The 12,407-nt window shown below is 69.0% G+C and carries 14 protein-coding genes and 1 pseudogene; 6 read left to right on the plus strand and 9 right to left on the minus strand.

Going from position 1 to position 12,407, the window contains the following annotated elements; all coding sequences use genetic code 11:
- Positions 1–38: 38 nt before the first annotated feature.
- The 8 genes from AB0D14_RS38525 to AB0D14_RS38560 form a co-directional block, all read right to left on the minus strand.
- On the minus strand, positions 39–563 hold the full coding sequence (locus AB0D14_RS38525) for a hypothetical protein (protein WP_362788148.1): 525 nt from the start codon (positions 561–563) through the stop codon (positions 39–41).
- Positions 564–802: 239 nt separating this feature from the next.
- Positions 803–1,543 (minus strand): GNAT family N-acetyltransferase, encoded by a 741-nt coding sequence (locus AB0D14_RS38530; RefSeq protein ID WP_362788151.1) that lies wholly within the window; start codon positions 1,541–1,543, stop codon positions 803–805.
- Between the two features lie 180 nt (positions 1,544–1,723).
- Complete coding sequence (locus tag AB0D14_RS38535; protein WP_362788154.1) at positions 1,724–1,942, minus strand: hypothetical protein; 219 nt, start codon at positions 1,940–1,942, stop codon at positions 1,724–1,726.
- Positions 1,943–2,004: 62 nt separating this feature from the next.
- Entirely contained in the window at positions 2,005–2,511 is a 507-nt protein-coding gene (locus tag AB0D14_RS38540; protein WP_362788157.1) for a hypothetical protein, read from the minus strand.
- Between the two features lie 47 nt (positions 2,512–2,558).
- Entirely contained in the window at positions 2,559–3,047 is a 489-nt protein-coding gene (locus tag AB0D14_RS38545; RefSeq protein WP_362788159.1) for a DUF6082 family protein, read from the minus strand.
- 183 nt (positions 3,048–3,230) lie between these two features.
- The gene (locus AB0D14_RS38550; RefSeq protein WP_362788162.1) at positions 3,231–4,022 is read right to left on the minus strand and encodes a tetratricopeptide repeat protein; all 792 of its coding nucleotides are present in this window, start codon (positions 4,020–4,022) and stop codon (positions 3,231–3,233) included.
- A 225-nt stretch (positions 4,023–4,247) separates the two neighbouring features.
- Positions 4,248–4,808 (minus strand): GNAT family protein, encoded by a 561-nt coding sequence (locus AB0D14_RS38555; RefSeq protein WP_362788165.1) that lies wholly within the window; start codon positions 4,806–4,808, stop codon positions 4,248–4,250.
- A 10-nt stretch (positions 4,809–4,818) separates the two neighbouring features.
- Complete coding sequence (locus AB0D14_RS38560; RefSeq protein ID WP_362788168.1) at positions 4,819–6,153, minus strand: hypothetical protein; 1,335 nt, start codon at positions 6,151–6,153, stop codon at positions 4,819–4,821.
- A 252-nt stretch (positions 6,154–6,405) separates the two neighbouring features.
- Here AB0D14_RS38560 and AB0D14_RS38565 point away from each other — a divergent pair, with 252 nt between their 5' ends.
- The 6 genes and pseudogenes from AB0D14_RS38565 to AB0D14_RS38590 all read left to right on the plus strand — a co-directional run.
- Positions 6,406–6,921 carry an ATP-binding protein gene (locus AB0D14_RS38565; RefSeq protein ID WP_362788171.1) on the plus strand — a complete coding sequence of 172 codons (516 nt, stop codon included), beginning with the start codon at positions 6,406–6,408 and terminating at the stop codon, positions 6,919–6,921.
- 100 nt (positions 6,922–7,021) lie between these two features.
- A complete protein-coding gene (locus AB0D14_RS38570) occupies positions 7,022–7,243 on the plus strand; it encodes a hypothetical protein (RefSeq protein ID WP_362788174.1) in 222 nt (73 codons plus the stop codon).
- A complete protein-coding gene (locus tag AB0D14_RS38575; RefSeq protein ID WP_362788177.1) occupies positions 7,240–8,421 on the plus strand; it encodes a phosphotransferase in 1,182 nt (393 codons plus the stop codon). The genes AB0D14_RS38570 and AB0D14_RS38575 overlap by 4 nt, the downstream gene beginning before the upstream one ends.
- The gene (locus AB0D14_RS38580) at positions 8,418–9,320 is read left to right on the plus strand and encodes an NAD(P)-binding domain-containing protein (RefSeq protein WP_362788180.1); all 903 of its coding nucleotides are present in this window, start codon (positions 8,418–8,420) and stop codon (positions 9,318–9,320) included. Before AB0D14_RS38575 ends, AB0D14_RS38580 begins: the two co-directional genes overlap by 4 nt.
- Entirely contained in the window at positions 9,314–10,450 is a 1,137-nt protein-coding gene (locus AB0D14_RS38585; RefSeq protein ID WP_362788183.1) for a hypothetical protein, read from the plus strand. Before AB0D14_RS38580 ends, AB0D14_RS38585 begins: the two co-directional genes overlap by 7 nt.
- Before the next feature lie 77 nt (positions 10,451–10,527).
- Positions 10,528–10,740 (plus strand): annotated as a pseudogene (locus tag AB0D14_RS38590) (radical SAM protein); the annotation flags it as partial.
- A gap of 74 nt (positions 10,741–10,814) precedes the next feature.
- On the opposite strand, the gene AB0D14_RS38595 reads toward AB0D14_RS38590, so the two are convergent.
- A complete protein-coding gene (locus tag AB0D14_RS38595; RefSeq protein WP_362788186.1) occupies positions 10,815–12,278 on the minus strand; it encodes a transposase in 1,464 nt (487 codons plus the stop codon).
- Positions 12,279–12,407: the final 129 nt, after the last annotated feature.

Genomic DNA, 12,407 nt, shown 5'->3' on the forward strand with positions numbered 1-12,407 from the left:
GTCGCAGCCGTACCTGGCCGCTTCGCTCCTAGCCTGCTTCAGGGCCGCATTTCCCGGCGGATGACCTCTTCAAGGTGCCGATGGGCTTCTCGCACAGTCTCCGCAGCAGAACCTAGGGACATCCGCTGCGTTATCGCCAGGCCATCCTCTCCCGAGCCCTCCCCGCGGTCGGCAGCCTCGCGAAGGCGTCGGTGATGGGGCTGGGCGTCCGCGTACAGTCGGTTGAAGTCGCGAACGGCGTCCTCCAGCGTGCGGACCTCTTTGTACACGCCTGGAGTGGCGGTCACTCTGACCAGGCTAAACACGCGGTTCAGCTCCTCATCCTCGGTCTCCGCCAGCTCTTCAAGCGGAGCCACCGCCCAAGTCTGTGTATTATCGGCGAACCGTGCGGTGGCCCGCAACAGGTCCGCATAGACCACGAGACGCTGTGCCGAGAACTGCTCAGCACGCACGCTGTTGCGGCGCATGCACTCGGATAGAACCGGGCCCAGCAGCGCGCCGAGAAGTGTCCCGGCAATGCCCGCGATGGCGAGCCAGAACGTCGCGTCAAACTTCGCGTCCACCTGCTCATCGCCTCCCGGGCCCGTCGGCCCTAGCCGATCCATGATCCATTGCTTGCGGGCGCGCCCCTTCATCCACCACCGTCTTGGTCCTACGGACGCTCCACTGGTCAACTATCGGTGCGAGATCAGGCTAAGCGGCCTTGAGCACCTCCGCACCGCCTGCGGCGTTTCGGATGCACCGGGCCGATCTGGAGGCCGCTGCCGGAGGGCTGCGGATACGGCTACCCCGGGCACACCCGTTACGCGTCTTGCGGCCGCCACCGGTGGAACAAGGTCAGGCCCGGGCCGGCTCCGAGATGAAACGGGCTGCCAGTGAGCAGGGTGCCGACATCGATGCCCTGCCCGGGTTGCAGCACGCTGAAGCCCTGCCGCGTGTAGTACGGCCCCAGATCTCGCTCGGCGTCGAACTCGCCGAACAGCAGCGTGTAGTCCAGCTGCCAGTACACCTGCACGCACCGCGCGAGCAGTGCCGCCCCGATCCCGTGTCGACGGGCGTCCTCGGATACGGCAACCGCTTTGATCTTCGCGTACGTCAGCATCGACAGCAGGACGTTCTGCCTGCTGCCCGGCAGCTGGCCAAGCGCGGAGATGACCGTGCCCGAGGGCACCCCGAGCAGCGCGCCGACGACGTGGCCCTCCCTGTCCCTCGCGACCAGCGGCAGGGACAACTCCCCCGCCGCCCGCTGAAGCTCCCCGGCTGCCGCTGCCCGCACGAGCAGTTCTCCAAGGTCGGCGCCGTCCAGGGCGTCCCGCAGCCACGTCCCGCACTGTCCACGGGCGAGTGCTTCGAGGTGACCGGTCTCCAGATCGTCGGCGGCCGCCTTCAGCAGGGCGGTCACGGTGCCGGCCTCCCCCGGTTCCGCAAACCCGATCCGCACGCCGTCGGGCCCGGGCACACCGTCGAGCGGCTGCTTGCGTGCCGGCTGGGCCGGCCCCGTTAAGGAGCCCGGCTTCGTCCTCTTTTTCTTCTTCTTCGCCATCCCCGGGATCTACCCCGCCGCAGCCGCCCAGGACCCGGCGCGGCCCGGGTGATTGCGGGCGTGACGCTGCCCGCATCTACGCGCGGATGCCGGATGCCCGGCTGGGTCACGGGGTCGGGGCACAGCAGCCCCAGCGGCTCACAGCCTCTTGGCGCGGATCAGGGGGATCAGGTCGTGCCGTCACCCCGCGAGCGGCACTTCGGCAACCGGGTCCCACATGATGTGCCCGCCATCGTGCCACTGGGCCACCAGGTGCAGACGGTCGACGGCCATCCCCACGGTGATGTGGCCCTCGATGTCCGCCAGTTGCGCCTTCAATCCGGCCCGGTCGACGGCTTCGGCGCCTTCGCCTAATGGTGGAGTCGGGTATCGGAACGCGCTGAATAGCTCGGACGGCACAGTGCTCCCTTTGGTTACTCTCAACAGGAATGGGATGGCCCGCTCTGTGCTGGCTGAGCGGATCAGGATTTGCCGAGCGTGGGCAGACCGCCCGACACGGCCCGCACGCTGTGCCCGCGACGGATTGCCCGCTTGGCCATCAGGAGTTGACGGGCCAGCGCTCTCCATTGAGCGGCCTCGTCTGGATGCCCAGAGACTTTCCGCGTCTGGCCGACCGCGAGCATGGCCGCCCGGGTCTTTCCGTACAGCGCGTCCGTTGCCGATGACACGGTTCCGCGGATCCGGACCGAGCCTTCCGTTCCCCGGGGGCAGAGCACCAGGCGTCGGTCCTCGCTTCCTGGGACCAGGCGGGTGGCATACAGAGAGGCGCGGCTGCCGCCGAGCGAGATCCTCCCCAGCTGTATCAAGATCTCCGGGGCGCACGGCAGCAGGATCTGGTCAGCCTGGGCACCGCGGGCGGGGGCGAACGACACGACGTCGACGCGCTCGCCGTCCCACCGAACCCACAGGCGGAGCGTGGGCCAGGAGACTTCCTGGTCGAGAGCGGGATGGTGGGGCACTGCGTCCACGCGCTGGCCTGGTCTCCGTGGTCTCGGAACTCCGTCGCCGGAATCTCTTACGAATGTGTGCCAGGCGCCACGGGGTTCATGGTTCCGGCTTCGTACGCGGTCTCGAAGATCGTGTGCAGCTCCGCCAGCTTCGGGTCCCCTTCGAGGATCCGCTGGCGGGCCTCACGAGCGCGTTCCCAGTAGCGGCGCCCCGCCTCACTGCCCACGACGTACTCGGCGGACAGCTTGAGGTGGTCACGGGTGAACATCCCGGCGCGCCACTGGGCCTCGATCGACAGCATCCAGGCGTTGATCCAGAAGTGCTGGCGGACCTCGTCGTCGGGCGCGTCGGCGAACCGGGGACCGGTCATCGCCCGGCCCAGTTCCGCGTCCTTCGCACCGGCCATCATCATCTGGAAATGCTTGTCGATCGCCGCGAGCCGGGTGTCTTCCTTGCGTGAGGCGACGAGCCGGACGAACGAGACGGCGGCCACGACCGCGCCGCCGGCGAGTATCAGGGCGGCGATGTCCCACACGATCATGCTGGCTGTTCTCATGTACCCCTCCATGCAACGCGGTTGATACGCGCATTTGTGACGAGCCCGAGCTATGCGGCGCCGGGGCGAATGTCGATTTCAGCAGCTCGGCGGTGTGATGCCAGAGCCTTTGAAACGGCGCTGTCCGGCAAGGGGAACGCCTGGACGACGGGGAGTTGCGCGCACCGTTTCGTCAAACGCCAGCTACACGGCGATCATCTCTCGATCGGTCTTGCAGCGGGTGGTGTACGGGTGCTCCGGGCCCAGTGCCCGGGTGCTCAGGTCGAGCACTTCCTCGATCAGGTTCAGTGCCTCGGAGGTCTGGCCGGCCGCGTGGAGGACCAGGGCGAGATCGGCCCGGGCCCGGAGCGTGTGCGGGTGGCTGGCACCCTGGTGCTGTTCTCGGGTGGCAATGACGTCGTGTGCCTCGGCCGCTGCCTCCTCATGTCGACCCGAGTCCCTGAGCGTTTCGATCAGGAGATGGTGAGTGGCCCAGCTGTCCCGGTGGTTGCGTCCCAGGACGGAGTCGATGATCTGCGCTGTTTCGCGGATGAAGGGTTCTGCATCTTCGTGCCCGGTGCGGTACAGGACCCAGGCCAAGGTGAGACGGCTACTCAGGGTGGCCTCGTGCTCGGCCCCGAGGGCCAGTGTGCCGCGGCGGACGGCTTCGTGGGCGAGGGCGTGTGCCTCCAGCCACCGCTGCTGTTCGCCGAGTGCGTCAGCAAGCCGGGCCAGGGCGACCAGCGTGGAGGGGTGATCCGGGCCGAGGAGCCTTTCCTGGCCTGCTACCGCTTGGTGCAGCTGGGCCTCGCCTGCCGTGTAGTCGGCCAGGCCGTAGAGGGCGAGCGCGTACTTCTGGCGGATGGCCAGGGTTTGGGTGTCCTCGTCGTTCGCGTGGTCCAGGAACTGGGAGAAGAGTTGTGCGGAGCGTGCGAAGTCGCCTTCGTTCAGGGCGGCTTCTGCTTCGTTCCGCTCGTCATCTATCAGAGTTTCCACCGTGCTGATCCTCTCTCGTCCGGGGATTGTGCTCTCGGTTGTCCGCTCACTGGCTCAATCCTTGGTTCCGCTCAGAGGGCGGACCATGGTGGCGTAGATCGAGGCGTCGGGGAACTCCTGCTGGGCGCCGATGTTCCGGTACCCCCACGACTCGTAGAGCGCCTCGAAGGTGGCGTGTTCGGGGTCGACGAGGAGCGGGACACGTTCCTCGTCGCGGCCTGTGGACTAGGTCCCGGCGGTGGGCGCTGCCCACTCACGTTCGAGGATTGAGTGGACGATGGAGTCGCGCCACTGCCCGGCCTTCTGGATGTGCTCGCGGATGACGCCTTCCTCGGTCATGCCGGCCGCGGTCATGGTTTTCGCGGAGGCTTCGTTGAGCGGTGAGCGGGCGCCCCAGATGCGGTGCAGTCCGAGGCCGTCGAATCCGAGGCTGAGCAGGAGTCGTACGGTCTCGACGCCGTAGCCGACGCCCCAGGCGTCCGGGCGCAGCGCGAACCCGAAGGTGGCTGCCTGCGGTTGGTGGGGGTCCAGGGCCAGGCGGCCGAATCCGATCATGTCGGCGGTGTCCCGCTCCACGACGGCGAGCGCGTACTCGCTGCGTGGCTCCGCTGTGGCGGAGCCGATCGACCGGGCAACGATCTGGCCGACCTGTTCCCGTGTGCGCGGCTCGAACGACAGGTGTTCTGTCGCCTCGCTGTTGCCGTAGATGGCGAACACCGCGTCGACGTCTTCGACGGTGAGTTCGCGCAGGAGCAGGCGCTGGCCGGATTGTTGGACCGGATGCATGGGCGGAACCCTATCGCTGGGACCCCGCGGGCAGCGCCGCCCTGCGAGGGGCGTACACGGCGATCTCCTCCCGCAGGGTGCGGGCGGTGACGGCGGTGCGGGCCGGGCTGGTCATGAGCGCCTGACGAACGCGCTGAGCCGACACCACAATGCCGCCGTTGCGGAAGCTGGACGGCAGATCCAGCACGGGGCGGATCGCCTGCGCGGCCCCGTCCACCTCGCCGGCATTGAGCAGGATCAGCGCCTGGTTGCACTGGGCGCCCGCGAGATCCCCGAAGGCCCAGTTCGGGTCCTCGGGACTCCTGAACCCTTGGACAGCCTGCTCCGCCTGAGCGGTCAGGCCCGCGCTGGCGTGGCCGAGGAGGGCCTCGGCCTCCACCGAGTAGTACGACTGCTTCACGGCCGAGTAGGTGAGCAGCCCGCCCAGCTCATCAAGATCGTCGGGGGCGACGTTCGCACGCCGGTCGAGGGCCTTGAGGTTCACGGCGCGTACGGTCTCCGCGTCGCCAAGGACCGCGGCGGCCCGGGCCTGCAGACCGAACAGCCACAGGCCCACGGTGCCGTTGAGGTTCGAGGCGAGCGCCGCGCCCTTCTGCGCGTAGAACAGGGCGTCGCCGGGCCGGTCCGCCCAGTATTCAATGAGGGACTGCAGACCGTTGACGAGCGCCATCAGCCCCGGGTGCTCCGCGTCCTTGGCGAACGCCCCGGCGAGCAGGCTCATCGTGCGGGCCTGCTCCCGGTCCTCCATGTCGTTGAAGCCCTTGGCGACGAGGAACGCGAGCACGCCCGCCATGAAGTTGAGGTCACTGAGCTGGGAGGGCCGGTGCTTGCCGGTCTCCAGATTGTGGATCACCTGGTCCTGTGCGTCGAGGAGATCGTCCCAGATCGACGACAACGGTACGCGCGGGTATTCGGTCACCAGGCGCGCCATCTGGTCGTGCAGCAGCGGGAGTGTGTTGTCTCCCAGTCGGTCACGGTCCGTCTGCAGGACGTAGTTCCGGGCACGTCGAACGGCCATCGCGCCGCTCCTTTTCATCTCGCTCATGTCCACGCCGGGATCGACGTGGGGTGCAATGGGCGACGTGCCGACCAGCGGGACGAATGCGGGAGTGGTCCCTGCGGGGACATCCGTCCACAGGTCGTCGAGGCTGTAGCCGAGCATCTCTATGAGGATTGGGCGGAACGGCCGCTGCGGGCGGCGCCCGTCGTAGAACCATCCCTCGAAGGTCTTCGGGGCGGGTTCCGCGTCGAGTCCCAAACGGCCCGCCGCCACTCTGTACGGCGGCAGGAATTCCTCCGCACTCTTGATGCCGCGTTCCTCAAGCAGGAGCCGGAAGAACAGCACGGTTGCCTCCCCATCCCATTCGCCTGGCACGTCACTGCTTCGACGGTAGAGCTGTCTGCCTATCAAGTTGCCCTATGCAGACAGAAGTTGGCTACTCCGAGGTGAATCCGAGGAGAACCCGAGGAACGCGGTCAACTGAAGGAACCCGTTCCGGGGCGGGTTTGGGGGTAGAGCCGTCCGCTGCCCGTTGCCACGCTCGTAAGGCCCTCGCTGAGAGTGCCCGAGCGTGCACACGGATCAGGGAGTTCTCCCATGCACCCCACCGACGTAAGACCGGCGGCAGACCGGCGACTGCTGGCCGAGGATGTCGCCCGGAGCGCGCCGCTGCCGCACGCCTACGCCCCGGAACCCTGCGAGCCGGCCACCGTGCAAGGTGAGATCACCCGCGCCTACGCGATGAACGTGTCGGCGCCGCGCCTGGCCCGCGCCGACACCCGCATGCTCGTGCCCGCGTTCGGCTGGGACGGCGACGTCGAGGACGCGGCGCTGGCCGTCAGTGAACTCGTCACCAACGCGTGCCGGTACACGAACGCCGCGGGGCCTGAGGTGCGGGTGCGGCTGGCCGTCCTGGACGCCGACGTGCTCCTGGTCGAGGTGTCCGACCCGCTCGCAGGGTTCGCACCGAGCACGCCCCACCCCGAGCGCGGCCGTGGTCTGCCCCTGCTGGAGGAACTCGCCACTCATGTCGACTGGTATCTGCACGGAGACGGCACCGGTAAGACCGTACGTGCCTGGCTGTCCGTCCTCACGCCTGGATGCGAGTCATGACGCGGCTTCTCACGCGCCGAAGCCACCCGTCCGGTACATCACCGTGGCCCGGCCGGGTGGGCGCGCTGGATCCGGCGCCGTTGGACGAGGAGGCACCGCAGTGATCACCCATGCCACTCCACAGGGCAGAGGCATCACCTACGACCCGCGTACGCAGGAGTTCCGATGGCCGATCACCGTGCACCAGCTGGACGCGTCCACCGAGAACACTGCGCTCGTGCTGGATCCGGACCAGTTCGCGGTACTGATGGTGCAGGTCGAGCAGGCCACAGCCCGGCGCGAGAAGCACCTGGCGAACCCCGGCGCGCAGGAGGACCGGTGATCCCCGTCGTCGACACCGAGGCGCTGAGCGGCTACTGCGCCGGACAGATAGAGCATGCGGCGGCCTCGCTGTGGCCCGGCCAGGACACCGTGCTGGGCGGGCACGCGCCGAGCGTCACCGGCTACGTCCAGCAGATCGCGGTCGGCGGGCGCCCGCTGTTCGCCAAGCACAGCCTGCTCGGCGTCTCGCTCGTTTCCGTGATGCGGGGCTCCTGCGGCAGTTGGGAGAAGGTGAAGACGGAGCAGCGTGCCTACGGCACCTCACCCACCTCACTCCTTGCCCGGGAGGCCGCCCAGCTTGACGCCCTGGCGGCCGGTGGTCTCGCGGTCGCCCGCGCGGTCGGATGCGGCGACGGGGTGCTGTTCACCGCGCCGGTCACCGGCCCGACCCTGGCCGATCTTGTCTTCAAGTCGCCGGAGCGAACCGGTGAGTTACTGACTCGGACGCTCGGTGCGCTGGAGGTGCTGCAGCGTCCTGTGGTGGCCGAGCAGGCGGACCGGTCCGCGATCACCGAGCGCGGCATCGACGCGACCTTCCGCCGCAAGTTCAACGGCATCTCCGGCCGGGCCTACCTCGACCAGCTCGGCGATGCCCGCCTGGACGACCGCACCCGGCGCGGAGTCGCGATCGTGCTCCGCCAGGTCGTCGCCCGCCTCCTCAAGCTCCGCCTCGCCCCGCCGCTCGGCGCCGCCCAGGTCCTGTACGGCGACCTCAAGCCCGAGCACGTCCTCTTCCCCGACGGGCCGGATGAGCTGCCGGTGTTCATCGACCCTGGCCTGCAGCGCGGCCCGGAGCACGCGGACACCGCCAAGCTCGTCTCCCGCACCGTCCTGGCCCTGATCGCGGCGCCCCCGCTGTCCTCCGGGCCGGCAGCCGTTCTCGACGGTGTCGAGGCCGTCGTGCATGAGCAGCTGCGGCCGATGGGGCGCGCGCTGCGCGGCCTGTATCTGCGGCGCCTGCTGGTGACGTGGCTGATGGACACGACCAACATCACCACGACTTACCTGTCCGCTCCTGCCGGTCTGCCGCTGCCCGAGCACGCCGGGGCCCTGGTCGAGCGGGTCGAGGCGGTGTGCACCCTGCTGGACCGGGTCAGCGCGCTGCTGCTGGCCGACGCGGATGCCGCGGCGGCCTGGCGGCTCGCCCTGCACCAGGCGGCGAAGGCGGCCCTGCGGTGAGCGGGTACACGGTCGGTGTGATCGGCGCCGGGGCTGTCGGGCAGAGCGTGGCCGCCGTCCTTGTCCAAGAGCGCTGGTGTACCCGGGTGATGATCGCGGCCCGCACTCAGGAGTCCGCGGCCGGACTCGTCACCGATCTTGAGGACATGCAGGAGATCACCGGGTCCTCCGTACGGATGGACCACGCCAAGGCTGCCGAGATGCGGGAAGCGCAGGCCCTGGTCGTGTGCCCGCGCGCGGTGTTCACGAACACCGCCCACCGCGACATCCGGATGGCGGGACTGGCCGCGAACGCCCCGCTGATCAGCGGTCTGGCCCGCGAGTTGGCCGGCTACACCGGCATCGTCATCGTGGTCACCAACCCCGTCGACGTCCTCTCGCGCGTCTTCGCGACCACGGTCGGCGAGCACGCGCGGGTGTACGGCATCGGCTCCAGCACGGACAGTGCCCGCTACCGCCTGGCGCTGGCCACCCATCACCGTGTTCCACCGGGCGCCGTGCGCGGCTGGGTGATCGGCGAGCACGGCGACGCCGCGGTGATCTGCGCGTCGGCCACCACGGTCAACGGCCGCCCCGTCGACGTGCCGCTGGAGTACGTGCGCGGCCAGCTTGCCGCCCGGCCGCGCCGGATCAACCAAGGGATCGGCCGCACCCGCTGCGGCCCGGCCGGCGCGGTGGTGAGCGCGCTCCGAAAGACCCTTGGTATCAGTGACGGCACCGAGGTGCTGTCCGTCAACCACCACGGTGTGTGGCTCGGAATTCCGTTGCGGTTCGCCGCGGGCCACTCCACCGTGTGCCTGCCCGACCTCGACCCCGATGAACAGCGGCAGTTCGCCGCCGCCCGTACCAAACTCGACTCCGCCTTCGAGCAGATTCCTCAAGGAGACCCCTCGTGCTGAGCGCCACCCGAATCCACGCCGATCAGGCGGCCGTCACGGTCGTCAGTGAGACCAAGGAGATCACCGACTGGGCTCTGCGCTACTTCGGCGACTGGTGGAACGCCACCACTGTGGACGTCCCGGCGCCGGACAGCGGCAGCATGACCGAGGAAGGTGCCCTGCTCCTCGCCGACGTCGACAGCAGGCGCATGGCCGACATCGAGAGGCTGGTCGGCGACTACGACTACGACGAGGTCGACTACGCGAACGCCCGCACCCTGGTGGCCCGGCACGAGGACGGCGCGATCTACGCCGCGCAGCCCCCCCAGCGCCTCGCCTACCACTACGAGCCGGCCACCGGCCGGCTCGTCATCGTCGGTGCCCGTGCCCAGCAGGTCGCGGTCGCCGCCTCCCGCCTCGCCCGCGAACTCGTCCGCGGCCAGCTGCTGCGCGCCGGATTCCACATCCTGCACTCCTCCTGCGTCGTCCTCGACGGCAAGGCCGTCCTGGCCTTCGGCCCCAAGGGCGCAGGCAAGACCACCACCGCACTCCTGTTGGCGCGCGAAGGCTACGAACTCCTCGCCAACGACCGCGTGTTCGTCCGCCCCGAGCCCGGAGGGCTGCGGATCCTGCCCTGGCCGTCGGCCGCCGCGATCGGCTTCGGCCTGCTCGAATCGACCGGCCTGTACGAACCCGTCCGCGCCCGCGTCCTGGCCGGTGAACAGATGCACCCCACCCAGGACCAGCGCGTCACCGACGCACTGCACGCCGGCAGCACCAAGCCGATCTGGAACGCCAAAGGCAAGGAACTCAAGCCGCAGTTCTTCCCCGACCAGCTCTCCTCGCTGCTGCGCATGACGCTCGCCACCGAGGCGCACGCCGCCGCCCTGCTGTTCCCGACAGTCGAGGCGGACGCCGAGCCGCATGTCGCCGATGCCCCGCGCGGCCTGGGCGAGGAGGACTTCTTCACCGGCAAGACCGAGGACCGCTACCCGGACATCTTCCGGCTCGCCCCCGAGAACACTGCCCCGGCCACCGACTTGGCCGACCGGCTCGCGCAGTTGCCGCGCCGCGCCCTGGTGCTCAACCACGACAGCAGTACGTCCGCCGGACTCCTGGCCAAGACCGCCGAGGGACTCCTCTCCGAATAGCACCGAAGAATTGGCCGGGCTCTTTCCCCGAAGAGTTCGGCTGATCCACCGTGGAACCCCACCGAAGGGAACGGTTCGTGACGATCGCACCCGGATGCCCGACAATCCCTCTTATCCCCGGCTTCCTTGAGCTGGAGATCACCCGGCGCTGTCAGCTCACGTGCGGGCTGCACTGCTACGCGGAAGCGGGCCCGACCCAGGGGCATGGCGTCATGACCGGCGACGACTGGAAGAGGGTCATCAGCGAGGCCGCGGCACTCGGCGTCAAGAAGATCCAGCTGATCGGCGGTTGTGTCAGCAGACACCGTGTCCCTCGCAGGTCGTGTCGCTTTGCACGAGGCCAGGACTCTGCTGCGCAATTCGTTCAGGCGGAGAGTCGGTAGCTGAGTCGTTCGAGCCTGCTGATGCGGGGGCGGTCGAGAGGGCCCGTGGTCCAGTGGGCGTCGAGCCTGATCACGTTGAGTGCGGTGGCGGAGAAGGCGTGTTGGAGGCGGACTTTCGGCAGGCCGCGGTAGCGGGCCCGGCGGATGCCGGTGATGTCGAGGGCCTGGTTGATGGTGCCCTCGACTCCGGCGCGCAGGGCGTACTTGTTCTTCCAGGTGTCGGTCCTCTGCTCGGCGCGGGCCCGGGCGAGGTTCTCGTGGAGTTCCTCGGGCCGCAGGGTGAGCATGCGGCGCCCGGTCTTCGAGGTGGTGCACTGCTTCTGGAGAGGGCAGTTGCGGCAGGTCAGGACGCTGAAGGTGATGACGATCGCGTCTGTGCCGTGCTGCTTCACCGGGTTCCAGTGGGAGCTGGTCCTGCCGGCGGGGCAGCGGACCTGGCGGGTCTTCCAGTTGATGGTGAAGGCATTCTTGTCGAAGCCTTCGGCGGCCTCGGCCTGGGCAGAGTGGTCCAGGAGGACCGGGGTGACCATGCGGATGCCCTGTTTTAGGGCCTTGGTGATCAGGTCGGCGGACGGGTAGCCGGAGTCGAGGTAGTGCTCGCCGGGCTTGACTCCGTGCTCGGCGAGCTTGCGCTGGATCGGGGCGGTCGCCTTCACATCCGGCACGGTCGCGTCGGTGGTGTGCACGTCGGTGATCAGATTCGGCATCGCCCCTGCCCCTGCCCCCGCGTCGGCGTCGGCGTCGGCGTCGGCGTCGGCGTCGGCGTCGGCGTCGGCGTCGGCGTCGGCGTCGGCGTCGGCGTCGGCGTCGGGGAGGGTGGTGCAGGTTTCCGTGAGATGGATCTTGTAGCCCATCCAGAACAGGTCGTCGCCCTTGGCCGCCCAGCGTGCGTCGGAGTCGTAGGGGGAGGCCAGGCGGAGTTGACCGGGCGGGACGCCGTCGTCGGCGTTCCGCTTCTTGATCACCTGCCGTCCCCGGGCATCGATCCGGACGATGTAGGTCTGCACGAGGACCTGCCGCAACAAGCCCACGGCCTCGATCTCGCGAATCCAGGCCGGAGCGTCATCGGCCCAAGCCGCCCGGCACAAGGCGAGGGCGTCCTGCCCGAAGACCTGGGCGAGACGGTCACGTTTCGTCTGCGAGGGCGGCATGCGCCAGCCGTCGACCCGCGGCCCGTACCGCTCGGCGAACTCCGTCACGTTGATGTGTCCGGCCAGCCAGGCCGGGGCCGCGACCGCGAGGGCCTTCAGGGCCGCCCGCACACTCTCCCCGGCCAGCTCCAGACGGTTCAAGTCCCTCACCGCACTGATCACATGGGTGGAATCCGTGCGCTGCTTGCCCCCGGCCGCCACCAGGCCGGCCTCCTTGCAGTGATCGAGGAGCCGGTCGAAGACCACCCGCTCCATACCGTTGTCCGCGAGCCGGGCCCGGAACCTGCACAGCACGCTGGCATCGAAACCGGTATCCGTGAGCTCCGCCCCGTGAAGTCGGCCCGGAGCGCGGTTCCGGCCTTTCGGCCGGTCCGTTTCTCCGGACCGCTTCCCGCACCCGCCGTGCGCCTCTCAACGCAACGG

The organism is Streptomyces sp. NPDC048484, assembly GCF_040651415.1.
Classification (GTDB): domain Bacteria; phylum Actinomycetota; class Actinomycetes; order Streptomycetales; family Streptomycetaceae; genus Streptomyces.

Bases quoted from the DNA above. Each gene is read 5' to 3' on its own strand.
- AB0D14_RS38565 (WP_362788171.1), top strand. From the start codon at position 6,406: ATGCACCCCACCGACGTAAGACCGGCGGCAGACCGGCGACTGCTGGCC.
- AB0D14_RS38545 (WP_362788159.1), bottom strand. From the start codon at position 3,047: ATGAGAACAGCCAGCATGATCGTGTGGGACATCGCCGCCCTGATACTC.
- AB0D14_RS38555 (WP_362788165.1), bottom strand. From the start codon at position 4,808: ATGCATCCGGTCCAACAATCCGGCCAGCGCCTGCTCCTGCGCGAACTC.
- AB0D14_RS38530 (WP_362788151.1), bottom strand. From the start codon at position 1,543: ATGGCGAAGAAGAAGAAAAAGAGGACGAAGCCGGGCTCCTTAACGGGG.